Source organism: uncultured Nocardioides sp., assembly GCF_947488025.1.
Lineage (GTDB): Bacteria > Actinomycetota > Actinomycetes > Propionibacteriales > Nocardioidaceae > Nocardioides.
Window position 1 is genome coordinate 377,036 of record NZ_CANKYS010000003.1, and the last position, 25,880, is coordinate 402,915.

The 25,880-nt window shown below is 71.0% G+C and carries 25 protein-coding genes; 9 read left to right on the forward strand and 16 right to left on the reverse strand.

All coding sequences use genetic code 11. From position 1 onward, the window contains the following. Positions 1–35: 35 nt before the first annotated feature. Entirely contained in the window at positions 36–512 is a 477-nt protein-coding gene (gene nrdR, locus Q1B24_RS08325) for a transcriptional regulator NrdR (protein ID WP_299926170.1), read from the reverse strand. 333 nt (positions 513–845) lie between these two features. On the opposite strand from nrdR, the gene Q1B24_RS08330 reads away from it, so the two are divergent. Then, positions 846–1,184 carry a hypothetical protein gene (locus tag Q1B24_RS08330; protein WP_299926173.1) on the forward strand — a complete coding sequence of 113 codons (339 nt, stop codon included), beginning with the start codon at positions 846–848 and terminating at the stop codon, positions 1,182–1,184. A gap of 199 nt (positions 1,185–1,383) precedes the next feature. Beyond that, positions 1,384–2,280 carry an alpha/beta fold hydrolase gene (locus Q1B24_RS08335; protein WP_299926176.1) on the forward strand — a complete coding sequence of 299 codons (897 nt, stop codon included), beginning with the start codon at positions 1,384–1,386 and terminating at the stop codon, positions 2,278–2,280. 22 nt (positions 2,281–2,302) lie between these two features. Here the strand turns inward: Q1B24_RS08335 and Q1B24_RS08340 are convergent, their stop codons facing one another. The 3 genes from Q1B24_RS08340 to Q1B24_RS08350 all read right to left on the reverse strand — a co-directional run bounded on the left by Q1B24_RS08340 (position 2,303) and on the right by Q1B24_RS08350 (position 4,226). Then, entirely contained in the window at positions 2,303–3,025 is a 723-nt protein-coding gene (locus Q1B24_RS08340) for a hypothetical protein (RefSeq protein WP_299926180.1), read from the reverse strand. A gap of 56 nt (positions 3,026–3,081) precedes the next feature. Further along, entirely contained in the window at positions 3,082–3,624 is a 543-nt protein-coding gene (locus Q1B24_RS08345; protein WP_299926183.1) for a hypothetical protein, read from the reverse strand. 248 nt (positions 3,625–3,872) lie between these two features. Next, positions 3,873–4,226, reverse strand: coding sequence for a LysM peptidoglycan-binding domain-containing protein (locus Q1B24_RS08350; RefSeq protein ID WP_299926185.1), 354 nt, complete (start codon positions 4,224–4,226; stop codon positions 3,873–3,875). A gap of 267 nt (positions 4,227–4,493) precedes the next feature. Between Q1B24_RS08350 and Q1B24_RS08355 the strand changes: the two genes are divergently transcribed. After that, the gene (locus Q1B24_RS08355; protein WP_299926188.1) at positions 4,494–5,702 is read left to right on the forward strand and encodes an FAD-dependent oxidoreductase; all 1,209 of its coding nucleotides are present in this window, start codon (positions 4,494–4,496) and stop codon (positions 5,700–5,702) included. Positions 5,703–5,712: 10 nt separating this feature from the next. On the opposite strand, the gene Q1B24_RS08360 is transcribed toward Q1B24_RS08355, so the two are convergent. Then, entirely contained in the window at positions 5,713–6,495 is a 783-nt protein-coding gene (locus Q1B24_RS08360) for an SDR family oxidoreductase (RefSeq protein ID WP_299926191.1), read from the reverse strand. Positions 6,496–6,622: 127 nt separating this feature from the next. Here Q1B24_RS08360 and lexA point away from each other — a divergent pair, with 127 nt between their 5' ends. From lexA to Q1B24_RS08375, 3 genes are all read left to right on the forward strand, one after another. Further along, positions 6,623–7,345, forward strand: coding sequence for a transcriptional repressor LexA (lexA, locus tag Q1B24_RS08365; protein ID WP_299926193.1), 723 nt, complete (start codon positions 6,623–6,625; stop codon positions 7,343–7,345). Between the two features lie 58 nt (positions 7,346–7,403). Next, on the forward strand, positions 7,404–8,621 hold the full coding sequence (locus Q1B24_RS08370; RefSeq protein ID WP_299926196.1) for an FAD-dependent oxidoreductase: 1,218 nt from the start codon (positions 7,404–7,406) through the stop codon (positions 8,619–8,621). Between the two features lie 122 nt (positions 8,622–8,743). After that, the gene (locus Q1B24_RS08375) at positions 8,744–9,466 is read left to right on the forward strand and encodes a sulfotransferase family 2 domain-containing protein (RefSeq protein WP_299926199.1); all 723 of its coding nucleotides are present in this window, start codon (positions 8,744–8,746) and stop codon (positions 9,464–9,466) included. A gap of 162 nt (positions 9,467–9,628) precedes the next feature. On the opposite strand, the gene Q1B24_RS08380 is transcribed toward Q1B24_RS08375, so the two are convergent. The 3 genes from Q1B24_RS08380 to secD all read right to left on the reverse strand — a co-directional run bounded on the left by Q1B24_RS08380 (position 9,629) and on the right by secD (position 14,273). Then, on the reverse strand, positions 9,629–11,632 hold the full coding sequence (locus Q1B24_RS08380; protein WP_299926202.1) for an ATP-dependent DNA helicase: 2,004 nt from the start codon (positions 11,630–11,632) through the stop codon (positions 9,629–9,631). A gap of 56 nt (positions 11,633–11,688) precedes the next feature. Next, positions 11,689–11,820, reverse strand: a complete 132-nt coding sequence (locus Q1B24_RS08385) for a hypothetical protein (protein ID WP_263575278.1) — start codon at positions 11,818–11,820, stop codon at positions 11,689–11,691. 161 nt (positions 11,821–11,981) lie between these two features. Next, entirely contained in the window at positions 11,982–14,273 is a 2,292-nt protein-coding gene (secD, locus tag Q1B24_RS08390) for a protein translocase subunit SecD (RefSeq protein WP_299926209.1), read from the reverse strand. A 212-nt stretch (positions 14,274–14,485) separates the two neighbouring features. On the opposite strand from secD, the gene Q1B24_RS08395 reads away from it, so the two are divergent. After that, positions 14,486–16,621, forward strand: a complete 2,136-nt coding sequence (locus tag Q1B24_RS08395) for a M14 family metallopeptidase (RefSeq protein ID WP_299926211.1) — start codon at positions 14,486–14,488, stop codon at positions 16,619–16,621. A 77-nt stretch (positions 16,622–16,698) separates the two neighbouring features. On the opposite strand, the gene hflX is transcribed toward Q1B24_RS08395, so the two are convergent. The 3 genes from hflX to Q1B24_RS08410 all read right to left on the reverse strand — a co-directional run bounded on the left by hflX (position 16,699) and on the right by Q1B24_RS08410 (position 19,997). After that, positions 16,699–18,243: a GTPase HflX gene (gene hflX / locus Q1B24_RS08400; RefSeq protein ID WP_299926213.1), complete on the reverse strand. Its 1,545-nt coding sequence runs from the start codon at positions 18,241–18,243 to the stop codon at positions 16,699–16,701. 117 nt (positions 18,244–18,360) lie between these two features. After that, a complete protein-coding gene (locus Q1B24_RS08405; protein WP_299926215.1) occupies positions 18,361–19,086 on the reverse strand; it encodes an NYN domain-containing protein in 726 nt (241 codons plus the stop codon). Positions 19,087–19,220: 134 nt separating this feature from the next. Continuing rightward, positions 19,221–19,997: an SDR family oxidoreductase gene (locus tag Q1B24_RS08410; protein ID WP_299926217.1), complete on the reverse strand. Its 777-nt coding sequence runs from the start codon at positions 19,995–19,997 to the stop codon at positions 19,221–19,223. An 82-nt stretch (positions 19,998–20,079) separates the two neighbouring features. Between Q1B24_RS08410 and Q1B24_RS08415 the strand changes: the two genes are divergently transcribed. After that, positions 20,080–20,295: a hypothetical protein gene (locus Q1B24_RS08415; RefSeq protein ID WP_299926220.1), complete on the forward strand. Its 216-nt coding sequence runs from the start codon at positions 20,080–20,082 to the stop codon at positions 20,293–20,295. A 12-nt stretch (positions 20,296–20,307) separates the two neighbouring features. On the opposite strand, the gene dapF is transcribed toward Q1B24_RS08415, so the two are convergent. The 4 genes from dapF to Q1B24_RS08435 all read right to left on the reverse strand — a co-directional run bounded on the left by dapF (position 20,308) and on the right by Q1B24_RS08435 (position 24,247). Beyond that, positions 20,308–21,093: a diaminopimelate epimerase gene (gene dapF / locus Q1B24_RS08420; protein WP_299926223.1), complete on the reverse strand. Its 786-nt coding sequence runs from the start codon at positions 21,091–21,093 to the stop codon at positions 20,308–20,310. A 28-nt stretch (positions 21,094–21,121) separates the two neighbouring features. After that, positions 21,122–22,996 carry a gamma-glutamyltransferase gene (gene ggt, locus Q1B24_RS08425; RefSeq protein WP_299926227.1) on the reverse strand — a complete coding sequence of 625 codons (1,875 nt, stop codon included), beginning with the start codon at positions 22,994–22,996 and terminating at the stop codon, positions 21,122–21,124. A gap of 95 nt (positions 22,997–23,091) precedes the next feature. Next, positions 23,092–23,610 (reverse strand): dihydrofolate reductase family protein, encoded by a 519-nt coding sequence (locus Q1B24_RS08430; RefSeq protein WP_299926230.1) that lies wholly within the window; start codon positions 23,608–23,610, stop codon positions 23,092–23,094. Positions 23,611–23,671: 61 nt separating this feature from the next. Then, a complete protein-coding gene (locus Q1B24_RS08435) occupies positions 23,672–24,247 on the reverse strand; it encodes a TetR/AcrR family transcriptional regulator (RefSeq protein ID WP_299926234.1) in 576 nt (191 codons plus the stop codon). 66 nt (positions 24,248–24,313) lie between these two features. Here Q1B24_RS08435 and Q1B24_RS08440 point away from each other — a divergent pair, with 66 nt between their 5' ends. Beyond that, positions 24,314–24,928 carry an NAD(P)H-dependent oxidoreductase gene (locus tag Q1B24_RS08440; RefSeq protein ID WP_299926237.1) on the forward strand — a complete coding sequence of 205 codons (615 nt, stop codon included), beginning with the start codon at positions 24,314–24,316 and terminating at the stop codon, positions 24,926–24,928. Position 24,929: 1 nt separating this feature from the next. Here Q1B24_RS08440 and miaA read toward each other — a convergent pair whose 3' ends face one another. Further along, on the reverse strand, positions 24,930–25,841 hold the full coding sequence (gene miaA, locus Q1B24_RS08445; protein WP_299926240.1) for a tRNA (adenosine(37)-N6)-dimethylallyltransferase MiaA: 912 nt from the start codon (positions 25,839–25,841) through the stop codon (positions 24,930–24,932). Between the last annotated feature and the right edge of the window lie 39 nt (positions 25,842–25,880).

A 25,880-nucleotide genomic window follows, 5' to 3' on the forward strand; every position in this document is an offset into this window, starting at 1 on the left:
ACCGCTTCCCCACGGTCTGCCGGGCCGAATGTGGGTCAGCCCGTCTGGACGGGCTGATCGTCCGCGGCTCGCTCGAGCCGCAGCATCTTGATCTCGGCGTCGAAGTCGTCGGCCGACTCGAACGCGCGGTAGACGCTCGCGAAGCGGAGGTAGGCCACCTCGTCGAGCGCGCGCAGCGGGGCCAGGATCGCGAGCCCGACCTCGTTGGCGGCGAACTCGGCCTGCCCGCTCAGGCGCAGGGCGTCCTCTACCTCCTGGCCGAGGCAGGCGAGCTGGGCGTCGGTGACCGGGCGACCCTTGCAGGCCTTCCGGACGCCGGCGATCGCCTTGTCGCGGTTGAACGGCTCGGTCGCGCCGGAGCGCTTGAGCACGGTGAGCTGCATCTTCTCGACCGTCGTGAAGCGGCGGTCACAGGCGGCGCACGTCCGGCGACGGCGGATCGAACCGCCGTCGTCGGCGACCCGGGAGTCGAGGACCTTGGTGTCCTCGTTCTTGCAGTAGGGACAGTGCATGGGGTCCTCCTCTCGGGCGCGCTTCACACACCTGTAGAACAGGGTGCGGACTGGGGATGTTCCTGTGGACAACTAGCCTGGAGCTGTGGGGTTCGCCCTCTGGCCTGTGCACCAGATGTGGATAACTACAGCGGTGTAACTACTAGATGTAGTGGTAACCGTACGCCCCGGCCACCACGCTGGCAAGTGAACGCGGGAACTCGGCCCACCAATTTCCCGACACCCTCCTGACCTGCGGTTTTGAGGTCGGCGACCGGCTCGCGTCGGCGCGTCGGGGCTCTCTCCGGGGGAGTTGCGCTCACGGCGTGAGGGCGCATCGGCCACAATGACTCCGTGTCCACGGGGGGTAAGCGAGCAGGGTCGCGCAGAGGCGCTCGGCCACCCCGCACCCTGAACAAGTCCGCCCTCGCCCTCGGCGCCGCGATCACGCTCTGTGTGGTCGCCTGGGGCTACCTCGTCTACGCCGCCATCGACTTCGGTACGGCGGCGCGCGAGGGCTCGGGCGGCTCGGCCTGGTCGTTCATGGCGTTGGCCTGCCTCGGCGCGATCGCCTGCCTGTTCGTCGGATTGCTGCTGGTCGCCCGGCTGATGCGGGCGCTGGGGATCTCCGACCCGCCGCCGTCGGCCGACGCTCCCCCGCGGCCTGTCGGCGGCAAGCGCGCCGCTCGCTGATCCGCCCTCCCGCGCCCTTGTGCGGTGGCTGCGGTCCACCGGGTGGACCACAGGGACCGCACTGTGAGCGCTCGTCCGCCTGGCTCGCACTCTGGTTGTACCGATGCACGAGAACTGCGAGCTTGGGGCACCACTCCGCCAGGTCCGGCCTCGCGGCCGAGCCGTCGCGCCTGCGCTGCCGAAGGGCTACGCTCCGCGCATGGAGCTCGGTCACGTGACCGTGAGCGACGGTCGCCGCGTCGACACCTATGCCGGCGGTGACCCGAACGGTCCCGTCGTCCTCCTGCAGCACGGGATGCCGCAGTGCCGGCTGGTGGCCACCCACCTCGAGGACGCCGCCCGCGTCGCCGGCGTACGGCTGCTTGCACTCAGCCGTCCCGGGTTCGGCCACTCGTCGCCGGCCGTCCCCAGCCTCGCCTCCCGCGGCCGCGACGCCCTCGAGGTCGCTGACGCCCTCGGCGCTGAGACGTTCGCCGTCCTTGGGATCTCGTTCGGCGGCCCCTTCGCAGCCGCCACCGCCGCTGTCGACCGCGACCGGGTGACAGCGCTCGGGATCTGCGTCGGCATCGGTCCGTGGCGTGTCCTCGACGCAGACGACCCCGAGCTCGCCGCCGAGCTCGAGCTCCTCGAGCTCGACGACCAGGGCCGCACCGATGAGGCCATCGAGGCGTACCGCCAGCTCATGGCAGGCGTGTTCGACGACCTCCTGGCCAAGGAGACCAACGAGGAGCTGATAGTCGCGCTCGACGCGCTCATCAGCCCCGACGGCCTGCGAGACGTCGACCTGAAGGACTTTCCACCGCAATGGCGCGACCGGTTCGCGCGTGATGTTCGCGAGGCGCTCACCGCCTACGACGGCATGGCCCTCGACAACATCACGGTCGGCCGCGAGTGGGACATCGACCTCACCGCCATCCGGCAACCGACCCACCTCTGGTACGCCGCCAACGACCACTTGGTGCCCATCGAGCACGCCCGGTGGTGGCGCGCCCAGATTCCTCACGCGCAGCTGACCATTAGGCCGGACACCGGTCATGGCGGCGCCTACTTCGTGCACGGCGAGGAGATGCTCCGCACGCTGACGGCAGCCCTTTGAGCCGGGAACAAGCCGGCTCTTCTCACTCGAGGACGAGCTGCGGGAGGGCCTCGACGATCTCGAGGTCCTGGCCCGCCCCCTCCACCGTCAGCGTCTCCCCGATCGCGGTCCACTCCCCCTGACCGATGCGGTACTCGCCCGAGTAGGTCGTGTCCACGCGTACGACGACGTCACCGGTCCGCTCGTACTGGTGGGTGATCTCGAGGTCGGGGTGCGGGCTCCCGGGGCTGGCGGTCGTCGTGCTGGTGTCGTCGCCGAAGTAGTAGGTGTAGGAGACGGGCACCGCGCGGATCACCACTGACTGTCCGGCGACGGTGACGGACTGGTCGATCGACCGGTGGTCGGGGGTGTAGAAGTTGGTCTCGAAGTTCACCAGCGTGCGCCCGCCTCGCGGCTGGACGACGAGCTCGGACGAGGGCCAGGCGATGCGCTTGAACTCGCGGAGGATCAGCTTGGCCAGGTCGACCTCCTGTACGGCGTTGTCCGGAACGCACACGTCGCCGACGTCGGTGCCGTCCAGGTAGACGTCGTGGATGTAGCCCTCCTGGCCGTTCTCCGCGCACTCCACGTTGTCGTTGCAGATGCCGCCGTTCGCACACTGGATGGCGACGACCCACGTGTGGCCGTCGCCCGACCCGGCGGATTCGGTGTACTCCGCGTACGTCCAAGCGCAGTTCCCTGCGACCGCCTGCCAAGTGACCTGTACGCACGACGGATCTGCCGTGGCCGCACTCGGTGTACCCACGATGGCACCCACGATGAGCGCGAGCGCCGCAACCAGATGTCCAATGATTCGCCGCATCAGATCACCGAGTAGTTGGCCATCATGTAGGAGCCAGCTTCCGGCTTGAGGATCATCCGATACCGCTGCGTTGCTGCAGGAAACACGCGAGGTTCGTTGCCTGGAACCTCAATGCGGAGCTTGGCTGCTCGCACGTCCACGACGAATGTTGGCGGGCTGTCCGTGTCTTCTTTTACCGCGAGCACCTCGGACCCACCGAAAGCCACCTTGCCGCCGTCCTCGAAGACCTCCGAGACCTGTTTCGCGTAAGTCGCGCAGGCTTGGCATCCCTTGGAGATGCGCATGAAGTCGCTGGTGCGCCCCGTAACCGCCATCTCGTCTGCCGCTGCCTGCCAGCGTCGGATGAAGTCCTCCGGACTCTCCGCCTCCGGCGTCTCGGACACGGTTGGCGTCGGCGTCGGAGACGAGCTCGTCGGCTCGGGGATCTTGGGCGTGGGCTCGGGATCGTCGGAGCACCCGGCGAGGAGGGCGGGGACCGCGAGAGCCAGCGCAAGTGTGCGGCGTACGTGCATGAGGTGCCTTCCCGAGAACAACGTCAGCACCGTGAAACTACCCATTCAGGCGACCGCGGAACCACCCCGAGAGCAAAACCTGTGGATAACCCCAGGATCTCGTGACGGTCGCTGCCCGACCTCCTCGATCAGCAAGCCGCAGCGACCTGCTCGATCAGCGGGCCGACAGGACGGCCGGGCCGAGGAAATGCGCCGAGGGGCGGGCCAGTGGCCCGCCCCTCGGTCTTCCCCTTGGTTCCACCAGCCGGGGTCGAAGCGGCTGATGGAGGCCTCGCGCGTCAGTCGGAGACGACCGGGACGCGGAGCTTCTGGCCGGCGGAGAGGCCGGCGGACTCGAGGGCGTTGAGCCGCTCGATCTCGTTCATCATCGAGCGGACGTCGCCGTCGGTGGCGATGTCGCTGGCGATCCCCCAGAGGGTGTCGCCGGGCGCCACCTGGACGACCTCGGTCGGGGCCGGCTGACCGGCCTCGCCGGTGCCGACGGCGCCGCCGGCGAACATCAGGGCCACGCCGAGCACCAGGAACAGGGAGGTCATGAAGACCACGAGCCGGCCGCGGCGGGTCAGGCGCACCGTCGAGCGGGCGCGGGCCGTGGCCGGGACGAAAGCGGGGGAAAGACTGAGGGTGCTCATGGTGGCCTCCTGGGGAAGATTCAGCCGGGTTGTCTGTCGAACGAATGTCTAGTCGGACCCACCGACAGTGGCCTGGGCCACCGGGTCTCGATCAGGCGTTCGATCGAACATGTGTACGACAGTAGAGCACGTGTTCGAACAACACAAGCACCCGGACGAACAAATGTTCGACGACCGGACGGCCCTGCGGGACGGGACCAACGGACCTACCCCGACCCACGCCCCGGGCGAGGCTGGAAGCACACCGACGCAGAAACGGAGCGAGCCATGTCGCGCAAGAAGGTCCTGGTCCTCGGGGGCAACTTCGGCGGTCTCACCGCCGCCATCACGGTGAAGCACGAGCTGCACGGGGACGTCGACGTGACGGTCGTGTCGTCCTCCGACGAGTTCCTGTTCACCCCGTCGCTGATCTGGGTGCCCTTCGGCAGGCGCACCCGCGCCGACATCACCTTCAAGGTCGGCCCGACCTTCGAGGAGCACCAGGTCGACTTCGTCCACGCCGAGGCCACCGCGATCGACCCCGAGGCGCGCCGCGTCGAGACGACCGCCGGCCCGCAGGACTACGACTACCTCGTCATCGCCACCGGCTACCGCAACCGCTTCGAGGTCATCCCCGGCCTCGGCGAGGGCGGCAACGCCCACACCATCACCACGATGGACGACGCGATGCGCGCGGGCGAGGGCTGGGCGCAGTTCCGCGAGAAGCCCGGCGACGTCGTGATCGGCGCGACCCAGGGCGCCGGCTGCTTCGGAGCGGCGTACGAGTTCCTCTTCAACACCAGCTACCAGCTCAAGAAGGCCGGCCTCAAGGACCGGGTCAAGCTCACCTACGTCAGCGCCGAGCCGTTCCTCGGCCACTTCGGCATCGGCGGCCTCCCCCACGGCGAGAAGCTGCTCGGGATGTTCCTCAAGAAGGAGAACATCGACACCGTCCTCGACACCGCGATGGACCATGTCGACGACGGCCGCCTCGCGCTGGCCGACGGGCGCACCCTCGACTTCGGCTACGCCATGATCATCCCGCCGTTCTCCGGCCAGGAGGTCATCACCCGCACCCCCAAGATCGCCGACGACAACGGCTTCGTGAAGGTGCGCGACACCTACCAGAGCGAGGCCTACGACGACGTGTACGCCGTCGGGGTGGCCGCCGCGGTCGACGTCCCGTGGCAGACCCCGACGCCGGTGGGCATCCCCAAGACCGGCTTCCCGACCGACCAGCAGGCCCACGTCGCCGCGAAGAACATCGCCTCGCAGATCAAGGGCGAGACCCCCGACGCGCACAAGAAGTTCGGTGACATCGCCGCCGTGTGCGTGATGGACGCCGGCAACAACGGCGTCATCATCCTCGCCGACAAGATGCTGCCGCCGCGCAAGCACGGCGTGCTGATCCCCGGACCGCAGGCGCACGCGATGAAGCTCGGCTTCGAGAAGTACTTCCTCTGGAAGATGAAGCACGGCCAGGTGCGGCTGCCCTGACCGGGCCGGGTCAGCGCTTCTTCATCGCCCGACGGCCTTGCGCGGCGAACAACCGGGCGAGGGGCCCGAGAGACCCGGGGGCGAGGGCCGCACCACGCACGACTCCGCCGCGCCAGGCGGGCACCGTCCGCACGACCCGGCGCGAGCCGACGAGGTCGACGGCCGCGGCGGCGACCTCGGACACTCCCAGGATCGGGCCGCCGGACCAGGTGAGCTGGGAGCCGAGGCCGTCGGGGTCCTGCGCGGCGAGCATCGCGGTGTCGACACCGTCCGGGCACAGGGCGTGGACCCGCACGCCGCGCGGGGGCTCGGCGTTCACCGACGCGGACAGCGAGACGACCGCGGCCTTCGTGGCGGCGTACATGCTGTAGCCCGGCACCGGCCCGAGCCCGGACAGGGAGGCGACGTTGACGACATCTCCCCCGGCCGGGCCGAACGCCGCCAGTGCGGCGCGGGTGCCCCACGTCGCACCGAGCAGGTTGACCTCCACCAGCCGGCGCACCTGCTCCTCCGTCAGTACGGCGAGGGTGCCGTCGTCGCCGACGCCGGCGTTGTTGAACCACGCGACCAGCCGGCCGTGCCGTGCCGCCTCCTCCGCGACGAGGCGGTGCGAGTCGGGATCGCGTACGTCCTGGGCGAGGCCGGCGACCGCGCCGACCTCCGCCGCCGTGGCGGCCGCCGCCCAGCCGTCGACGTCGCCGATGACGACGTGGTGGCCGCGCGCGACCATGAGCTCCGCGATCCCGCGCCCGATCCCACGGGCCCCACCGGTGACGACGCACGAGGTCTGCATCTGCTGACAGTATCGACACGCGGCTTCGAACAGGTGTTTGATCCCACCCGCAGATGAGGACTACGGTGGGCGCACCAGATCCTCCCTGTCCAGCCGCGGACGGAGGGGTCGACGTAGTGGAGGACGCATGGCCAAGCAGGACGACAAGAACGTCATCGAGATGCCCGACGGCCCCCCGGACGCGACCGGCCTGACCCCGCGCCAGCAGCGGGTGCTCGCCACGATCAAGGACTCCATCGAGACCAAGGGCTACCCGCCGTCGATGCGCGAGATCGGCCAGGCCGTCGGCCTCACCTCGTCGTCCAGCGTCGCCCACCAACTGCGCGTGCTCGAGGGCAAGGGTTTCCTCAAGCGCGACCCCAACCGCCCCCGCGCCCTCGAGGTCTTCCTGCCCGAGGTGATGGCCGCGCGCCGCTCGATGTCCAGCGGCGAGGAGTCGAGCGTCGACGAGACCGGCATCGGCGACGTCCACCCCACCGCGATCAACATCCCGGTCGTCGGCCGCATCGCCGCCGGTGGCCCGATCCTCGCCGAGGAGCAGGTCACCGACGTCTTCCCGCTGCCCAAGCAGCTCGTCGGAGACGGCACCCTCTTCCTCCTCGAGGTCTCCGGTGACTCGATGGTCGACGCGGCGATCTGCAACGGCGACTACGTCGTCATCCGCCAGGAGCAGACCGCCACCAACGGCCAGATCGTCGCGGCGATGATCGAGGGCGAGGCCACGGTGAAGACCTTCCAGCGCAAGGACGGCCACGTGTGGCTGCTCCCCCACAACGACGCCTACGACCCGATCCCGGGCGACAACGCCACGATCCTCGGTGTCGTGACGGCGGTGCTGCGCAGCCTCTGACGACCGCAGGGGTGGGACGCCGTTGAAAGGCGCCCACCCGCGGGCCACGATGGCGTGCATGAGCAACGTCGAGCAGTCCTATGACTACGTCATCGTCGGTGCGGGGGTCGCTGCGGCGAGCGCCGTGAAGGGCATCCGTTCGCAGGACGGGAGCGGTCGGGTCGCGGTGATCGGCTCCGAGCCCGACAAGCCCGTCTACCGACCCGTGCTGTCCAAGGACCTCTGGCTCAAGGACGACGAGACCCTCGAGGGGTCCTCGCTCGCCGGCGACCTCGACGACGACGAGGGCGTCGACCTGGTCACCGACACGACGGTCACGGAGATCGACCCCGGCGCCCACGTCGTACGCCTCGCCGACGGCAGCAGCGTCGGCTACGGCAAGCTGCTGCTGGCCACCGGCGCCGAGCCGCGCGTGCTCGCCGTGGACCCCGGCCCGCGGATCATCTACTACCGCACCGCCGCCGACTACCAGCGGCTGCGCGCGGTCGCGACCGAGGGCAGCCACGTCGCCGTCATCGGTGGCGGCTACATCGGCTCGGAGATCACCTCCGCCCTCGTGCAGAACGGCGTCCAGGTCACGCTCGTGCTCGACCTCGAGGACGTGCAGGAGCAGATGTTCCCGCGCGCGCTCGCCGCCACCCTGACCAAGGACTTCGCCGACCGCGGCGTCACCGTCGTGCACGGCTCGGTCGAGGGCGGGCAGGAGGACGACGGCGGCGTCCGGATCCGCCTCGCCGACGGAACCTCCATCACCGCCGACGCGGCGGTCATCGGCATCGGCGTGCTGCCGCGCACCGGCCTCGCCGAGGCCGCGGGGCTCGAGGTCGACAACGGCGTCGTCGTGGACGAGCACCTGCGCACCAGCGACCCCGACGTGTACGCCGCGGGCGACGTCGCGTCCTACCCCGACGCCCTCCTCGGCCGCCGCCGCGTCGAGCACGTCGACCACGCGGAGAAGTCCGGCGAGCACGCCGGCAAGGTGATGGCCGGCTCCGACGACGCCTACGACTACACCCCCTTCTTCTGGTCCGACATCCTCGACCACGGCTACGAGGCCGTCGGCGAGACCCGCAGCGACCTCGACCTGGTGGAGGACTGGAAGGACGGCGAGGTCGGCACCGGTGTCGTCTACTACCTCCAGTCCGGGCAGGTCCGCGGCGTGGTGCTCTGGAACGTCTGGGACAGCGTCGACCAGGCCCGCGCCCTCATCGAGGAGACCGGCAAGGATCCGGTCACCGACCCCGAGTCGCTGCGGGGCCGCATCCCGTTCGAGTGACCTGACACCGCTGGTCGAGGAGGGCGCCCCGGCGCCTGTCACGAGACCCGGACCTACCTGGTCTCGTGACGGTCGCTGCGCGACCTCCTCGACCCACGGTGGATCCGTGTAGCCTCGCGCCGATGTCATCCGAGGCCCCCGATCCCACGGTCTTCCGCACCCGCCCGGGCAACCGGCGCCGCTACACGGTGGACGCGCAGGCCGAGGTCGACCGGCTGGCCGCGGCGGGCGAGGCGTCCGCCTGGCTCAGCCCGCTGGCGTACAACCTCACGATCAGCCACAGCCACCGGTTCGTCTGGTACCGGGTGGCCAAGGTCGCGACGCGCACCATCCGCCACCACTGCGAGACCCACGGCGTGAGCATGGACGTCGACCACGGGATGCGGGTGCGCTACCCGCTGGCCAGCTTCGGCGACTACTTCACCTTCGCCTTCGTCCGGGACCCGCTCGACCGCTTCGTCTCGGCGTGGCACGACAAGGTCGTCGACCACAACTACTACGACTTCGACGCGGCGACCCACGCGCGGATGCAGACCATCGAGGAGTTCGCGCGCTGGACCGCCGCCCAGGACCTGTCGGCGGTGCCGGGCACCGACCAGCACCTGACGCTGCAGAGCCGGATGATCGACCTCAACCGGGTCGACTTCGTGGGCCGGCTCGAGACGTTCGACCGCGACTTCGCCGAGGTGTGCGAGCGCATCGGCGCCCCGGCGGTGCCGACCGCCCCGAAGAACCAGACCTCACCCGGCGGCCGGGACCGCCAGCACTCCGCCGAGCTGCGCGAGCTGGTGGCGCGGATGTACGCCCGCGACTACCAGGTCTTCGGCTACGAGCCACCCGCCTGAACGTCATCCGGATCCGCACTCATGGCGTCGGGTCGGGATGACGCTGCGGCGCGCCGCCGCGAGGATGACGGACACCAGGAAGGCAGTTCGCGTTCGCCGGCACCGCCCGGAGCGTGGCCAGGGCGTCTGCCCGGCCGAACTGCCTTCAAGGTGTCGCGCGGCTCAGGACTGGCCGAGCCGCGTGAGCGCCTGGCGCACAAGGGCGGGGTCGGTGGTCGACCACATCGGCGGGAGCGAGGCCTTGAGGAAGCGGCCGTAGCGGGCGGTCTCGAGGCGTGGGTCGAGGACGGCGACGATGCCGCGGTCGGAGGTCGTACGGATCAACCGGCCGGCACCCTGCGCCATCAGCAGCGCCGCGTGGGTGGCGGACACCTCCATGAACCCGTTGCCGCCCGCGGCGTCGGCGGCCTTGGCGCGCGCCGACATCAGCGGGTCGTCGGGCCGCGGGAACGGGATGCGGTCGATGATCACCAGCTGGCAGGTGTCGCCCGGCACGTCGAGTCCCTGCCACAAGGAGAGCGTGCCGAAGAGACAGGTGTGGGGGTCCTCGACGAACTGCTTGGCGAGCTCGGGCAGCTGCGCGTCGCCCTGGGCCAGGGTGGTCAGGTGCGGCAGCCGGGTGCGGACGGCCTCGGCCGCGGTCTCGGCTGCGCGGCGGGACGAGAAGAGGCCCAGAGTGCGCCCGTCGAGGGCGTCGACGAGGTCGCAGATCTCGTCGAGCTGGGCGGGGCCGAGACCGTCGCGGCCGGGCTGGGGCAGGTGGCGGGCGACGTAGAGGATGGACTGCTGGCCGTAGTCGAAGGGCGAGCCGACGTCGATGCCCTTCCACGGCAGCGCGGTGTCCGGGTCGGTCGGGGCGACCTGCGAGCCGACGCGCTCGGTGGGCTTGAGGCCGAGGGAGGTGGCGACGGCGCCGAACTCGCCGCCGAGCATCAGCGTCGCGCTGGTGAAGACCACGGTCTTGTCGGTGAGGAGCTTGTCGCGCATCGGGCCCCACACCTGCAGCGGCGCGACGTGGAGCCGGGCCGGGAACCGGTCGCGCGCCTCCCCCAGCCACAGCACGTCGCGGTCGGAGCCGGCGGCCATCCGCTCGGCGTTGACGAAGACCTCCTGCACCATGCCCTTGGCCTGCGTGCGGCCGGCGTCGCCCTCCGCCTCGCCGCCGGACTCGCGGGGGAACGCCGACAGGCACGCCCGCGCCGCGTCGCGTACGAGCACCAGGGCGTCGGAGAGCTGGGTGGACAGCTGGTCGATGCGACCGGGCGACGTCGCCTCGAACGCCTCGGCCAGCTGCTGCGCGGCATCCTCGAGGTCGCCGGCCGGGTCGCCGTCGCCGTCAGCCCAGCGCATGGCGCGGCGCGCCGCCCGCTCGATGTCGGAGACTCCCAGCTCGTCGGTCGCTGCCTGGGTGACGCGCGCGGTCAGCTCGTGGGCCTCGTCGATGACCACGGTGTCGTAGTCGGGGATCATCGGGACGTCCTCGATCGCGTCGATCGCGAGGAGGGAGTGGTTGGTGACGATCAGGTGGCTGCGGTGAGCCTTCTCCTTCGCCAGCTCGGCGAAGCACTCCTGCCCGAAGGGGCACTTGCTCGCGCCGAGGCACTCGCGGTGGTTGACCGAGACCTGGCGCCACTCGCGGTCGGTGTGGCGCGGGGCGTTGTCGCGCTCACCACTGCCGCCCTGCTCCGTCTCCTCCTCGGCCCACGCCCGGAGCTCGAGCACCTTCTCGGCCATCGCGCCGAGGGGGACGTCGACCAGCGTGCCCTGGTCGTCGGGGACACCGGCGCGGATGCGGTGCAGGCAGGCGTAGTTGGAGCGGCCCTTGAGCACGGCGTAGGAGGTGTCGAGGCCGGGAACGCCCTTGACCGCCTCGACCAGCCGCGGCAGGTCGCGCTCGACGAGCTGGTGCTGCAGCGCGAGGGTCGCGGTGGCGACCACGACGCGCTTGTCGTGGAGCATGGCGGGGACGAGGTAGCCCAGCGACTTGCCGGTGCCCGTGCCGGCCTGCACGAGCAGGTGGCGGCCCTCCTCCATCGCCTCGGCGACCTCGGTCGCCATCTGGACCTGGCCGTCGCGCTGCTGACCGCCGAGGGCGGCGACCGCCGTGCCCAGCACCTCGCTGACGGGCGTGCCGACGGAGGCAGAGGCGGTGGCGGTCTCAGGCACCAGAGCACCCTACGTGGCGGCGCCGACGCTCCGTCGTACGCCGTCCACAGCCGACCTCAGTAGTTCTTCTTGCGGCCGATCTGGCGCTCGATGCGGCGCTCGGGCTGGCCGAGCACCCGGGCGAGGATCTTGACCCGGTAGCGGTAGGCGACCACGCCCAGGACGACGATCAGCAGGATCCACAACATGCGGCGATCCTATCCGCGCGCCCCCAGCGCGCCCGGGGCGACGACCTGGTGGGGAAGTCCGACACCTGGAGGGGGTTGTACACCCCTCCCAGTGACGGACTCCCCGCTCAGGCGGGGAGTCCCCGGAGAGCGCCAGCCGGAAGTCCGGCGAAGCGGACGCGTCAGACGACGGCGCCGGAGTCCTCGGGCGCCCGCTCGACCTTCTCCTTCTTCACCCGGCTCATCGGCCACTTCTCGTGGAAGTAGGTGACCAGCGGGGTGGCGGTGAAGATCGACGAGTAGGTGCCGACGATGAGTCCGATGAGCAGCGCGATCGAGAAGTCACGCAGCGAGTCGCCACCGAGGATGGCGAGCGCGGCGAGGATGAACATCGTGCCGAGACCGGTGTTGACCGTGCGCGGCACGGTCTCGACCGCGGCCTTGTTGGCCAGCGAGCGGAAGTCGTCCTCGGGCCTCGAGCCGAACCACCGTTCGCGGACGCGGTCGAAGACGACGACGGTGTCGTTGACGGACAGACCGATGATCGTCATCGCGGCGGCCAGGAAGATGCCGTCGATCGGCTTCTCCAGCCAGGCGAAGACGCCGACGACGATCAGCACGTCGTGGGCCATCGCGATGACCGCCGAGACGCCGAAGGTCCACTTGAACCGGAAGGCGAGGTAGAGCAGCTGGGCGAGGAACGCCACGCCGAACGCGATCAGGGCGTTGTTGCGCAGCTCCTCGCCGAGGGAGGCGCCGATCTGCTGGTCGTCGATCTTCTCGACCTCACCGCCGACCACGGCCAGCTCGTCCTCGATCCGCTGCTCCTCCTCGTTGGAGATCTCGCCGGTGCGGACGGTGAAGTCGGCGGGGTCGTCGGCGGTCTGGACGACGGCCTCGGAGAAGCCGGCGTCGGACACGGCGGCCCGCGCCTGCTCGACGTCCATGTCCTGGTTGGTCACCGAGTAGTCGAGCTGGCGACCGCCGGTGAACTCCACGCCGAGGTTGAGCCCCTGGATTGCGATGCCGGCGATGGCGAACACCGTCGCCGCGCCCGACACGGCCAGCCAGCGGCCGCGGTTCTTCATGATGTCGGGGTCCTTGCGGTCCAGCCAGGTCCGCACCTTGCCGATGTCGCTGAGGCCGCTGATGGCGGGCCGGCGCGCGACGCCCTTGTTGGAGACCGCGAGGTCGCACAGCACACGGGCGATGATCAGCGCGGAGATCATCGACGCGATGACACCGATGGAGAGGGTCACACCGAAGCCCTTGATCGGACCGGAGCCGAGGAAGAACAGCAGTCCGGCCGCGAGCAGCGTCGTGACGTTGGAGTCGATGATCGCGGTCCAGGCCTTGTTGAAGCCCACCATGAGGGCGCGGCGCAGGCCCGCCGAGGGATAGGCCTGGTACTCCTCCCGTGCTCGTTCGAAGACGAGCACGTTGGCGTCGATCGCCATGCCGATGGCCAGCACGAAGCCGGCGAGGCCGGGCAGGGTGAGCGTCGAGCCAAGCCCCACGAGCATGGCGTAGGCGAGCAGGGCGTACGAGGCCAAGGCGACGGTCGCCATCAGGCCGACGAGGCGGTAGACGATGACGATGAAGAGGCCGGTGAGGATCAGGCCGATGATGCCGGCCTCGATCGAGGCGTCGATGGCCGCGGCGCCGAGCGACGGGCCGACGAGACGGTCGGAGATCGCGCGGAGCTCGAGCGGCAGCGCGCCGCCCTCGATCAGGGCGGCGAGGTCCTTGGACTCCTCGGAGGTGAAGTTGCCGGTGATGTCGGTCGAGCCGCCGCGGATGCCGACGTCGCAACCGACGTCGGTGTTGACCTCGGGCGAGGAGATGATCTCGTTGTCCAGGACGATCGCGATGCGTCGCTTGGGGTCGCCCGACGGGTTGCACGCGGCCTCGCCGGTGATGTCGGCCCACGTGCTGCCGCCGGGGCCGTTGAAGTCGATGGCGACGACCCACTCGACGCTCTGCTCGCGCTGGACGGCGCTGGCGCCGCTGATCTCCTCGCCCTGGATGACCGTGGGGCCGATCTCGAGGGTGTCGCCCTGGTCGGAGGGGAGGACGAGGTTCTTGTTCTTGCTGGGCTCCGCGTCGGGCTGGGCGGTGGCGATGACCTCGTGGATGGTCAGCTTGGCGGTGGTGCCGATGCGCTCCTCGGCCTCCTGCGCCTCCTCGTCGTTCGTGACGCCGGGCAGCTCGACGAGGATCCGGTTCTCGCCCTGGCGGACGAGGGTGGACTCGGCGACACCGAGGGCGTCCACGCGGCCACGGAGCACCTCGAGGGTCTTGTCGACGTTCTCCGCGGTGGCGGGGGTCTGCTCGGTGCCCTCGGCCTCGAAGACGAACTGCGCACCGCCGCGGAGGTCGAGGCCCAGGTTGGGCTTGACGTTGACGGCCAGCGCCGCACACCCGGCCAGCAGGCCGAGCACGAGGATGAAGCGAACCCAGACACCACGTGACATGCGCGACATCCTCCCTGACGAGACTTCGAACGCCCGAATCCGGGCACGGACGGGTCAACGGGTGGCCCGCACGGAAGGTTCCGGGCTGCACGTGACACGCAAAACGCGTGCGACTGTACGCCGTAGTAGGTATCGACACGGAAACAACCCCGGGTGTTGTCTGGGTCACACCCGCGTGCCCCCCACGCGGCTGTCACCTCTTGGGAGCACACATGTCACCACGCATTCCACGGGCCGGCGCCACCAGGCTGGCCACCGTCACCGCCCTCGTCGCCGCAGGACTCGCCGCCACCGCGGCGGGTGCAACGGGCAACGCCGGACGGGACGACGCACCACGCGAGCTGGCCCGCGCAGCCGACGGCGACACCACACAGATCGTGATGGTGAAGGCGCCGACGGTCGCGGATCGCAACGAGGTCATCGACCTCGGCCTCGACGTCACCGAGCACGCCGACAAGCGCGGCATCGAGGTCGTCCTCCACGACGCGCAGGACGCCCAGACCCTGCGCGACGCCGGCTTCACCTGGCGGGTCACCGTCAAGGACCTCGAAGCCCTGATGAAGAAGAACCGCAAGGCCGACCGCGCGTACGCCGCCTCGGTGGCTGCCTCGGGCCTGCCCAGCGGCCGCACGTCCTACCGCACGTACGCCGACTACCTCAGCGACCTCGACCAGCTGGCCCGCGACTACCCCTCCCTCACCCGTCCGCTGACCCTCGAGAACAAGACGGTCCTCGGCGAGGACATCCGCGGCATCGAGGTCACCGCCGACGCCGACAACGTCAAGGACGGCAAGCCGGTCTTCCTCCTCATGGGTGCCCACCACGCGCGCGAGTGGCCCAGCGCGGAGCACACCATGGAGTTCGCCTTCGACCTGCTCCAGTCCTACAGCGCCGGCGACGCGCGGGCGCGTGACCTGCTGTCGCGCTCGCGGGTCATCCTGGTGCCGATCGTCAACGTCGACGGCTTCCAGGTCTCCCGGGCCGCTGCTCCCCTGGGCGACTTCTCGGTCATGGACTACGAGATGAAGCGCAAGAACTGCTCGATCTCGGCCAACACCCCGCCCCAGTACACGACCGGCTCGTGCGACAACAACCCCGCCGGCCGCCTGCGCGGCACCGACCTCAACCGCAACTACCCCGGCTTCTGGGGCGGCGGCGGCGCCAGCCCCAACTGGTCCAACGACACCTACCGCGGCGACGCACCCGGCAGCGAGCCCGAGAGCGACGCGGTCCGCAAGCTGATCTCCGAGCGCGCGGTCACGGTGATGATCTCCAACCACACCTACAGCAACCTCGTCCTCCGCCCGCCGGCCATCGCGGCCACGGGACTGGCCATCGACGAGCCCGAGCTGAAGGCCCTCGGCGACGCGATGGCGTCGAAGAACGACTACGTCAGCCAGGCCTCCTACCAGCTCTACGACACCTCCGGCTCGACCGAGGACTGGAGCTACTGGATCACCGGCGGCTTCGGCTACACCATCGAGATCGGTGACGAGGGCTTCCACCCGGCCTACGAGGAGGCGGTGGTCGGCGAGTACCTCGGCCAGGCACCCGCCGACGGCGCCGGGCTCGGCGGCAACCGGGAGGCGTACTGGCTCGCGACCGAGGCGGCCGCCGACCGCAACCTGCACTCGGTCATCCGAGGCACCGCGCCGGCCAAGCACACCGTCAGCGTGTCGAAGACGGTGACGTCGGAGACCTCGCCGGTCATCCAGCCCAACGGCACGGTCGGGGAGCCGCTGCTCTACACCGACAACCTGCGCACCGACTACACCTCGACGGGAGGCCGGTTCACCTTCGACGTCAACCCCTCGACCCGGCCGCTCGTGATGGGTCGCTACGGCCGTGAGGCCCAGGCGCCGCCGCAGGCGCCGATCACGCTGACCAACCCCGCCGGCGTGCCGCCGGTCGGCTCCAGCGAGTACGTCACCTTCGACGTGCAGGGCCTGCCGACGGTCGACAACGGGTTCCTCGTCGTCTCCGTCGACTGGCCGGCCACGGCCGACCCGGCAGCCCAGGACTGGGACTTCTTCCTCACCGGTCCCGACGGCGAGCCGGTCGGCTCGGGCGCCACGCTGGCCAACCCGGAGGTCATCCGGATCCCCGACCCGCAGCCGGGGACGTACACCCTCGAGGCCAACAACTACCTCGGCGGCTCGGCGGAGTACGACTGGTCGGGCGAGGTCACCTTCGAGGGACCGACCCCGCCCAGCCCGACCGGGACCAAGGAGGCGTGGCTGCTGAGCTGCGCCGACAAGCGCGGCAACGTCCTCGCCACCCGCGAGGTCGTCGTCGACCGCGGCGAGACCGTCGACATCGGCAACGCCTGCAAGCGGGTCAAGGGCTGAGGTCCGCGACCGTCTGAGCACAGCGGCGGCCCGGGTGCCTGGCACCCGGGCCGCCGCCATGTCAGCGGGTCGTCACCTCAGCGGCCGTAGGCCTCGAGCTCGCCGGCGAGGTCGGCGTTGGCCCGCCCGGCGACGAGCGTGCCGTCACCGGTGTGCTCCATCGAGCCGATCTCGGCCTCCTGGTGGATGCGGTTGACCAGGTCGCCGCGCTCGTAGGGCAGCAGCACGTCGAACTCGACCTGCGGCCGCGGCAGCTCGGACTCGATCGTCCGCAGCGCCTCCTCGATGCCCTCGCCGGTCTTTGCGCTCACCACGACGCTGTGCGGCTCGCGGGCGCGCAGCCGGCTGATCACCATCGGGTCGGCGGCGTCGGCCTTGTTGACGACGATGATCTCCGGGACCTTGGTCGCGCCGATCTCGGCGAGCACCTCGCGCACCGCGGCGATCTGGCCCTCCGGGTCGGGGTGCGAGCCGTCGACCACGTGGAGCAGCAGGTCGGAGTCGGCGACCTCCTCCAGCGTCGAGCGGAAGGCCTCGACGAGGCCGTGCGGGAGGTGGCGTACGAACCCCACGGTGTCGGACATCATGTAGATGCGGCCGTCGCTGGTCGTCGTACGACGCGTGGTGGGGTCGAGCGTCGCGAAGAGCGAGTCCTCCACCAGCACGCCGGCGTCGGTGAGCCGGTTGAGCAGGGACGACTTGCCGGCGTTGGTGTAGCCGGCGATCGCCACGCTGGGGATGTGGTTGCGGCGTCGCGACTGGCGCTTGACGTCGCGGGTGCCGCGCATCTCCTTGAGCTCGCGGCGGAGCTTGGCGATCTTGGTGTTGATGCGGCGCCGGTCGGTCTCGATCTTGGTCTCACCGGGCCCGCGCCCGCCGATGCCCTCACCGCCGGCGGCCCGGCCTCCGGCCTGGCGCGACAGGTTGCCGCCCCAGCCGCGCAGACGCTGCTTCATGTACTGCAGCTGGGCCAGCTCGACCTGCGCCTGGCCCTCCTTGCTCTTCGCGTGCTGGGCGAAGATGTCGAGGATGAGCGCGGTGCGGTCGACGACCTTCACCTTGATCTTGTCCTCGAGGTTGCGCAGCTGGCTGGGCGCGAGCTCGCCGTCGCAGATGACGGTGTCGGCGCCGGTGGCCTGCACGATCTCGCGGATCGCCTCGACCTTGCCGCGACCGATGTAGGTCGCCGGGTCGGGCTTCTGCCGGCGCTGGAAGACGGCCTCCAGCACCTCGGAGCCGGCGGTCTCGGCGAGCAGCGCGAGCTCGGCCATCGAGTTCTCCGCGTCGGTGACGGACCCGTCGGTCCACACGCCGACGAGCACGACCTTCTCCAGGCGGAGCTGGCGGTACTCGACCTCGGTGATGTCCTCGAGCTCGGTGCGCAGGCTGGCGACCCGGCGCAGGGCGTGCCGCTCGGCGAGCTCCTGCGCGCCGACGGTCAGCTCCTCGGGGTCGTCCTCGTCGTAGTCGTCGTACGCCGCGTCATCGGCGTAGCCGGACTCGAAGTCGTCCTCGGTCTCGGCATCCTCGAGGAGCTCGTCGTCGAGCTCGATCGTGTCGTCGTCCCAGGCGCGGGTGGCGTCGAGGGCGTCACGGAGGTTGAAGTCAGGTGCGTTCGTCATATGTCGACAAGGGTAGGTCGCCCGGTCCCACCTGCGCGAACGGTTTCGCGCAGGGCGGACGGCGCCCGACCCGCAGGCCCGGGGCGCCGAGCTCAGGCGTGGGCTCAGGCGCAGGGCTCAGGCGCGGTGCCGACCGGCGGGGACCACCGGCTCCCCGACCAGGGAGCCCTCGTCGACGAACTCGTCGCACGCCGCTCGTACGTCGTGGGGCGTGTGGCCCGGGCCGACCACCACGACGCGTACGCCGGCCGCGTGCAGGCGGTGCAGCAGCGGGAGCATCGAGGTCATGTCGCCGGCCAGGACGACCTCGTCGACCGCCGCCTCGCGTGCGATGTCGACGGCGTCGATGGCCAGCGCGACCCGCGCCTGCTCGTCGTCGTCGGCGAACTGGTGGAAGGAGTGCAGGCCCTGCCGCCGCAGGTGCTCGACCCACGAGCCGAGGTCCGAGCGGCTCCAGTCGGCGTAGGCACGGCACACGGTCACCGAGCCGCGTCCGGGGAGCCGGTCGAGCAGCCCGGCGGCGGCGTCCGCGGTGATGCGCCGGGCGTCGATCAGCACCGCCACCCGCCTCGCCTGGTCCGGCTCGTCCGCGACCGGCCGGCGGGGCAGGGCGCGAGCGGTGGGCACCGGTCCGGGTGCCGGCCGCTCGGTCACGGCCTTCGCGTCCGGTGCCTTCGCTTGTGGTGCCTTCGCGTCCGACGTCTTCGCAGGCGGTGGCTTCGGCGTCGGTGCGGCGCGCAGGGCACCGCCGCGGCGCGCGCCCACCCATCGTCGTACGAGCGTGGCCAGCTCGTTGTCGTCCCCGTCAGCCGTCGCTGCGCGCGGCTCCACCACGTTGGTCATCGTGCCCCCCACAGGCGTTGATGCATGCTTCCCTCCAGCACCATCCACCCTTTCGGGCGTGCCGTGCCGGGGATCGCCCGAATCGTGGACGACGGTCTGGACCAGTCAGGAAGCGGGCAGCGAGGGGCGGACCCTCACTTGGGTGGCATCCGGATGCCCCCGTCGACGCGGATCGTCTCGCCGTTCATGTAGGAGTTGGTCAGGCACTCCACCACCATGCTGGCGAGCTCCTCCGCGTGACCGAGACGCTTGGGGAAGAGGACGTTCTGGCCGAGGTTGGCCTTGAACTCGTCAGGGTTGGGGAACGCGTCGTAGATCGGGGTGTCGATCAGGCCGGGCGCGACGGTGTTGAGCCGGATGCCCGCGGCGGACAGGTCGCGTGCGACGGGCAGGGTCATGCCGACGACGCCGCCCTTCGACGCGGAGTACGACGCCTGGCCGATCTGGCCGTCGAAGGCGGCGACCGAGGCCAGGTTGACGATCGCGCCGCGCTGGCCGTCGGTGTCGGGCTCGTTGCGGCTCATCACGGTCGCGGCCTGGCGGGTCATGTCGAAGGTGCCGATCAGGTTGATCTCGACGACCTTCCGGAAGGCGTCGAGGTCGTGGGCCTGCTCGAGCAGCCCGTCGCGGCCGATGGTGCGCTGCGCCCAGCCGATGCCGGCCGAGTTCACGCACGCGCGCAGCGGGGCGATCTCCGCGGCCGCCTCGACGGCGGCGGCGACCTGCTCGGTCCTCGTCACGTCGACGGAGGCGAAGACGCCGCCGATCTCAGCGGCCAGCGCCTCGCCCTTCTCGGCGTTCAGGTCGGCGACGACGACCACGGCGCCCTTCGCTGCGAGGGCGCGCGCGACGGCGGCGCCGATGCCGCTCGCGCCGCCGGTGACGATGGCGGTGGATCCGGTGATGTCCATGATCCGGATCCTAGGAGGACTCCGTCCACAGATCGCGACGGCCCCCTGTCGCGTGGCACAGTGGCGACCTACATTCGAGGGCATGACGATGACGCCCACCAGACGCACCGGCACGCTCGCCGGGACAGATGACTACCTGGAAGAGATCCGTGGCGTCCTGGCCTCGACCTGGGCGACCCAACAGCGTCAAGGCAACCGGCTCGACGAGCTCGACCGACGGCTCGATGCCCTCGACGCCCGGGTCGCCGCGGTCGACGGCAAGCTCGACGAGGTCCTCACCCTGTTGCGCGAGCGCTGACCGGAGCACCGCTCAGAGGTCGGTGACGCCCTCGGCCACCAGCACGGCGGGGCCGGTCATCAGCACCCGGTCGTCCTCGGTCCACACCACGTGCAGCGTGCCGCCGGGCAGGTCCACGCGGTACGTCGTCCCGCGGGGCGCGTCGTCGGCCAGCGCCGTGGCGACCGCGACCGCACAGGCGCCGGTGCCGCAGGACCGGGTCTCACCCGAGCCGCGCTCGTGCACCCGCATCGCGACGTGGTGCTCACCGCGGCGCACCACGAACTCGACGTTGACCCCCTCCGGGTAGACCCCGTCGTCGTGCTCCGGGGGCTCGAGCAGCGGGCCCGGCTCGGCCAGGTTCTCGACGTACGCCACGGCGTGGGGGTTGCCCATCGAGACGTGCACAGCGGGCCACGTGCGGCCCATCACCGACACCTCGGTCTCGCCGAGCACCTCGGGCCTGCCCATGTCGGCGGTGTAGTCCTCGCCGGTCCGGTCGAGGACCTTCACCCCGGCGCGCGTCGAGATGCGCATCGGGAAGCCCTCGCCCTCGCGCTCATGGAGGTAGCGCGCGAAGACCCGGACCCCGTTGCCGCACATCTCGCTGACCGAGCCGTCGGCGTTGCGGTAGTCCATGAACCAGCCGCCGTCCTCGCGCACCGCCCGCAGCACCCCGTCGCCGCCGATGCCGGCGCGGCGATCACACAGCGCCCGCACCCGATCCGCGGGCAGGTCGCCGTGCACCGTGCCGTCGGGGTCGGGCAGCACCACGAAGTCGTTCTCGGTGCCGTGGCCCTTGAGGAAGGGGTAGCTCACGCCTCGATTGTGGCAGGCGCGCCCGCGATCAGCGCGGGTCGACCACCTTCGCCGAACCCTTCCCGCGGCGGCTGGGCTCGGCCACCGCGGTCAGCCGCTTGCGCGGACCGATCTCGATCGCCGTCGCCGCACCGATCTCGGCGGCACTGGTGAACGCATCGCCCGCCGGGACCAGGGTGTGACCGAGCGCCGTCAGCGCCGGACCGTACGCCGCGATGAACGCCGGCTCCGCGGTCACGTTGGTGGTGTTGCGCTGGGTGGCGCGCGGCGCCGCGATGGCCTCCTCGATCGTCATGCCGAGGTCGATGCGGTTGACCAGCATCTGCAGGACGGTCGTGATGATCGTCGAGCCGCCGGGCGAGCCGAGCGCGAGGAACGGCTTGCCGTCCTTGAGCACGATCGTCGGCGACATCGAGCTGCGCGGGCGCTTGCCGGGCTGGATGCGGTTGGGGTCGGCGGCGTCGTACACCGTCGAGAAGTCGGTGAGCTCGTTGTTGAGCAGGAAGCCGTGACCGGGCACGACCATGCCCGAACCGCCGGTCTGCTCGATCGTGAGGGTGTACTCCACGACGTTGCCCCACCGGTCGGCGACCGTGAGGTTGGTGGTGGAGATGTTCTCGGTGTCGGCGTCGGTCGTGCCCTTCGCCGACGACGGCGAGCACACGCCGTCGTAGGACGTGACGTCGCCGGCCGCGACCGGCTTGGTCGCCGCCTTCGCCGGGTTGAGCGAGCAGGCCCGCTCGGCGGCGAACCGGTCGTCGAGGAGCCGCTTGACCGGCACGTCGACGAAGGCCGGGTCGCCGAGGTACTTGCCGCGGTCGGCGAAGGCCAGGGCGCTGGCCTCGAGGTAGTGGTGGAGCGCCTGCTCGGCCGTCATCGCCGACAGGTCGTAGCGCTCGAGGATGTTGAGCGCCTCGCCGACAGTCGTTCCACCCGACGAGGAGGGGGCCATGCCGTAGACGTCGTGGCCGCGGTAGCTCGTCCTCGCCGCGCGCTGCGAGCGGACCCGGTAGTCGCGCAGGTCGCGCGGGGTGAGCCAGCCGGCGGGCACCGGGAGCTCGGTGTTCTTGGTCGTGCGCGGGTCGCGCACGACCTTCGACATCAGCTTGGCCAGCTTGCCGCGGTAGAACGCCTTGGTGCCGCGCTGCGCGATCATGTCGTAGGTGTCGGCGAGCTCGGGGTTGCGGAAGACGGAGCCGACCTTGGGTGCGTCGCCCTTCGGCAGGAAGAGCTTCTTGGAGTCCTTGAAGGCCGAGAATCGCACCTCGTTGTCGAGGGTCTGCTGGCGGAAGGTCTCGTCGACCTTGAAGCCGCGACGCGCGACCTTGGTGGCCGGCGCCAGGGCGTCAGCGAGCGACAGGGTGCCCCAGTTGGCGAGCGCCTTGTCCCAGGTGGCGAGGGTGCCGGGGGTGCCGACGCTCGCGCCGCTGGTGACGAGGTCGGGGGTGAACGTGTAGGGCTTGCCCGTCGCGGGGTCGATGAACGCGTCCTGCGGCATCTTCATCGGGGCGGTCTCGCGGCCGTCGAGGGTGCGGACCTTGCCGGACTTGGCGTTGTAGACGACGAAGTAGCCTCCGCCGCCGATGCCCGCGCTGTAGGGCTCAGTGACGCCGAGCGTCGCCGCGGCGGCCACCGCGGCGTCGACCGCGTTGCCGCCCGCCTTGAGGACCTTCAGCCCGGCCGCGCTCGCCTCGGGGTCGACCGTGCTGATCGCACCGCCCTTGCCCACCGCGGTCGGGTCCTTCACGGTCGGTCGGTCCGAGGTGGTCGACGGCGCCGGAGCGGCGGCCGCGGCCTGCGTCACGGACTGGGCGGGGACCGGGGTCGCGACGAGCGCGGCGGCAACGGCGATTCCGCTGGCGGCCGAGACGCCGGCGGTGACGCGGCGGGCGAGGTGGGACATGGGGGTTCCTCCCGAGAGTCGGTGGCTCCACCCTGCCCCCGCCCCTGCGGGTTGTCCAACACCCCCGCGGGTGCGTCGTCGTACGCGCCCTCCCGTCACCGGACGACCGAGTAGCGCCCGCACATGAAGTCGCGGTTGCGGGCGGTCTCCTCGAGCCGCAGCTCGACGTGGCGAGGCAGCACCGGTGCGCCGCTGCCGACGGTCACCGGGGCGTACTGGATCCACACCTCGTCGAGCAGCCCCGCGTCGTGGAACTGACCGACGAGCTCGCCCCCGCCCACGACCCACAGGTCCTTGCCGTCGGCGGCCTCGGACATCTCGGCGTGGACGCGGCGCACGTCGTCGCGGTCGAACCGCACGCTCGGCGGCGCGTCCGGGAAGGTGCGGTGGGTCAGCACCCAGGTCGGCAGCGGCCCCCACGGGTCGTCGTCGTGGTCGAGGATCCACTGCCAGGTGGTGGCGCCCATGACGCAGGCCCCGACCTGCTCCCGGAAGGACGGGTAGGCCATCGGCCCGTCCATGTCGATGTCGCGCGAGGTGAGCCAGTCGAGCGAGTGGTCGTCGGTCGCGATGAACCCGTCGAGCGTGCAGCCGGTGTAGTAGATCGTCGCCATCGGACCACCATGGCACCACCCACCGACACCGCGCTTGATCGAGCGTCTCGGCTCCGCACCCCTACCGCACGAGCGCGTCGAGGGCGGACTCCGCCGCCTCGGGCGGGAGGTGGCCGAGGGTGATCAGCTGGGCCATCCCGTGCACCGTCGACCAGAGCGCGGCCGACAGGGCCATCGGATCGCGCCCCTCCCAGCCCGGCTCCTGCACGAGCGCACCGACCAGCGACCCGAGCAGCTCCTCGTTGCGGGCGATCAAGGGGGCCATCTCCGCGCTGGGAGCACCGGCAGCGCAGTAGTCAGGGTCGAAGACCAGCGCGAACGCCTGCGGGTGGGCGGCGGCGTAGCCGACGTAGGCCAGACCGAGCGCACGCACCTGGGCGACCGTTCCCTCGGCTGCGCGCACCGCCTCCTCCTGGGCGGCCAGCAGCGCCGCCATGCCGCGTACGCCGAGCGCGCTGAGGAGCGCGGCCCGGTCGCCGAAGTGGTGGTAGGGCGCGTTGTGGCTGACCCCGGCGCGCCGGGCGACCTCGCGCAGGCTGATCTTCGCCGCCGACGTGGTCTCGAGCAGGTCGAGCGCGGCGTCCTCGAGCGCGGCCTGCAGGTTGCCGTGGTGATAGCCGGCCGCAGATCTTGACATGAGCAACATCCTACTCCAATGTGGACGTTGTCCAGATTCTTGTCACTGTCCAGATTGGAGCCCGCCATGGGCCACGTCCTCGTCATCGACGGCCACCCCGACCCCGCCTCGCTCACCGCGCGCCTCGCCACGGCGTACGCCGCCGGCGCCGGCGCCAGCGCGCTCGTGCTGCGCGACCTCGACTTCGACCTCACCCTCCGCACCGGCTACCGGCCCCCGCAGGACCTCGAGCCCGACCTGGCCCGCGCCCAGGAGCTCTTGGAGTGGGCCGACCACGTCGCCGTGTTCACGCCCCTGTGGTGGGGCTCGGTGCCTGCGCTCCTCAAGGGCTTCTTCGACCGCACACTGGAGCGCGGCTGGGCCTTCCGCTACAAGGACAACGGCATGCCCGAAGGCCTCCTCGCCGGGCGCACCGGCCGGCTCGCGGTCACCTCCGACTCGCCGCGGTGGTACCTCCCCCTCGTCGGCGACAGCACCGTCAAGCAGGTGCGCGGCCGCACGATGGAGTTCTGCGGGATCAAGCCGACGAGGCTCACCCGCTACGCCGACGTCCGCGGCCGGACCGCCGAGCAGATCGAGACGTGGATCCGGGAGGCGGCCGACCTCGGGGCCGCCGACGCCGCCCGGCCGGGCCGTCCCACGCGCCCCGACGTTGTACGTCCGGAGCGGACCGCTGCCTGAGTCAGCCGAGCCGCTCGACCACCCCGACCGCCTTGTCCACGCGGTCGGGGTCGTCGTACGCCACCCAGACGATGCGCGGGTCCTTGCGGAACCACGAGTCCTGGCGACGCGCGAAGCGGCGGGTGGCGACGATTGTCTGCTCGATCGCCTCGGCAAGGCTGCGGTCGCCGGCGAGGAAGCCCATCACCTCGCGGTAGCCGATGGCGCGTGACGCGGTGCGCGCGTCGGCGAGGCCGCGGTCGAGCAGTGCCTCGACCTCCTCGACGAATCCCCCGGCGAACATCTCCTCGACCCGCCGGGCGATCCGCGCGTCGAGCGTCGGCCGGTCGATGTCGACCCCGATCTGCACGGTCAGCGGGTCGACGTACTCCAGGCGCGGGAGGCTGGCGCTGTACGGCCGGCCGGTGAGCGCGACGACCTCCAGCGCGCGGACGACGCGGCGCCCGTTGTCGGGCAGGATCGACGCGGCCGCCTCGGGGTCCACCCCTGCCAGCCGCGCGTGCAGCGCGTGGCCGCCGATCCGCTCGAGCTCGACCTCCAGCTCGCGGCGCAGCGAGTCGTCCGTGCCGGGGAACTCGAAGCGGTCGAGGATCGCGCGGGTGTAGAGCGCGGAGCCGCCGACCAGCACCGGGGTGGCGTCGCGGCCCCGGATGTCGGCGATCGCGTCCCGCGCCCAGCCCTGGAACAGCGCGACGGTGGCCGGGGCAGTGACATCGTGGAGGTCGAGCAGGTGGTGCGGGATCCCCCGTCGCTCCGAGACCGGCAGCTTGGCCGTCCCGACGTCCATCCCGCGGTAGACCTGCATGGCATCGGTGTTGACCACCTCTCCCCCGAGCCGCTCGGCGAGGTCGAGGCTCAGCCCGGTCTTGCCCGACGCGGTGGCGCCGACGAGGGCGACGACCGGACGGGACATGCCCCGATTGTCGCAGCGTGGCTAGTCTCGGCCGTGCCG

Bases quoted from the DNA above. Each gene is read 5' to 3' on its own strand.
- nrdR (WP_299926170.1), bottom strand. From the start codon at position 512: ATGCACTGTCCCTACTGCAAGAACGAGGACACCAAGGTCCTCGACTCC.
- Q1B24_RS08335 (WP_299926176.1), top strand. From the start codon at position 1,384: ATGGAGCTCGGTCACGTGACCGTGAGCGACGGTCGCCGCGTCGACACC.
- Q1B24_RS08350 (WP_299926185.1), bottom strand. From the start codon at position 4,226: ATGAGCACCCTCAGTCTTTCCCCCGCTTTCGTCCCGGCCACGGCCCGC.
- Q1B24_RS08355 (WP_299926188.1), top strand. From the start codon at position 4,494: ATGTCGCGCAAGAAGGTCCTGGTCCTCGGGGGCAACTTCGGCGGTCTC.
- Q1B24_RS08360 (WP_299926191.1), bottom strand. From the start codon at position 6,495: ATGCAGACCTCGTGCGTCGTCACCGGTGGGGCCCGTGGGATCGGGCGC.
- lexA (WP_299926193.1), top strand. From the start codon at position 6,623: ATGGCCAAGCAGGACGACAAGAACGTCATCGAGATGCCCGACGGCCCC.
- Q1B24_RS08370 (WP_299926196.1), top strand. From the start codon at position 7,404: ATGAGCAACGTCGAGCAGTCCTATGACTACGTCATCGTCGGTGCGGGG.
- Q1B24_RS08375 (WP_299926199.1), top strand. From the start codon at position 8,744: ATGTCATCCGAGGCCCCCGATCCCACGGTCTTCCGCACCCGCCCGGGC.
- Q1B24_RS08385 (WP_263575278.1), bottom strand. From the start codon at position 11,820: ATGTTGTGGATCCTGCTGATCGTCGTCCTGGGCGTGGTCGCCTACCGC.
- secD (WP_299926209.1), bottom strand. From the start codon at position 14,273: ATGTCACGTGGTGTCTGGGTTCGCTTCATCCTCGTGCTCGGCCTGCTG.
- Q1B24_RS08395 (WP_299926211.1), top strand. From the start codon at position 14,486: ATGTCACCACGCATTCCACGGGCCGGCGCCACCAGGCTGGCCACCGTC.
- hflX (WP_299926213.1), bottom strand. From the start codon at position 18,243: ATGACGAACGCACCTGACTTCAACCTCCGTGACGCCCTCGACGCCACC.
- Q1B24_RS08405 (WP_299926215.1), bottom strand. From the start codon at position 19,086: ATGACCAACGTGGTGGAGCCGCGCGCAGCGACGGCTGACGGGGACGAC.
- Q1B24_RS08410 (WP_299926217.1), bottom strand. From the start codon at position 19,997: ATGGACATCACCGGATCCACCGCCATCGTCACCGGCGGCGCGAGCGGC.
- Q1B24_RS08415 (WP_299926220.1), top strand. From the start codon at position 20,080: ATGACGATGACGCCCACCAGACGCACCGGCACGCTCGCCGGGACAGAT.
- ggt (WP_299926227.1), bottom strand. From the start codon at position 22,996: ATGTCCCACCTCGCCCGCCGCGTCACCGCCGGCGTCTCGGCCGCCAGC.
- Q1B24_RS08430 (WP_299926230.1), bottom strand. From the start codon at position 23,610: ATGGCGACGATCTACTACACCGGCTGCACGCTCGACGGGTTCATCGCG.
- Q1B24_RS08435 (WP_299926234.1), bottom strand. From the start codon at position 24,247: ATGTCAAGATCTGCGGCCGGCTATCACCACGGCAACCTGCAGGCCGCG.
- Q1B24_RS08440 (WP_299926237.1), top strand. From the start codon at position 24,314: ATGGGCCACGTCCTCGTCATCGACGGCCACCCCGACCCCGCCTCGCTC.
- miaA (WP_299926240.1), bottom strand. From the start codon at position 25,841: ATGTCCCGTCCGGTCGTCGCCCTCGTCGGCGCCACCGCGTCGGGCAAG.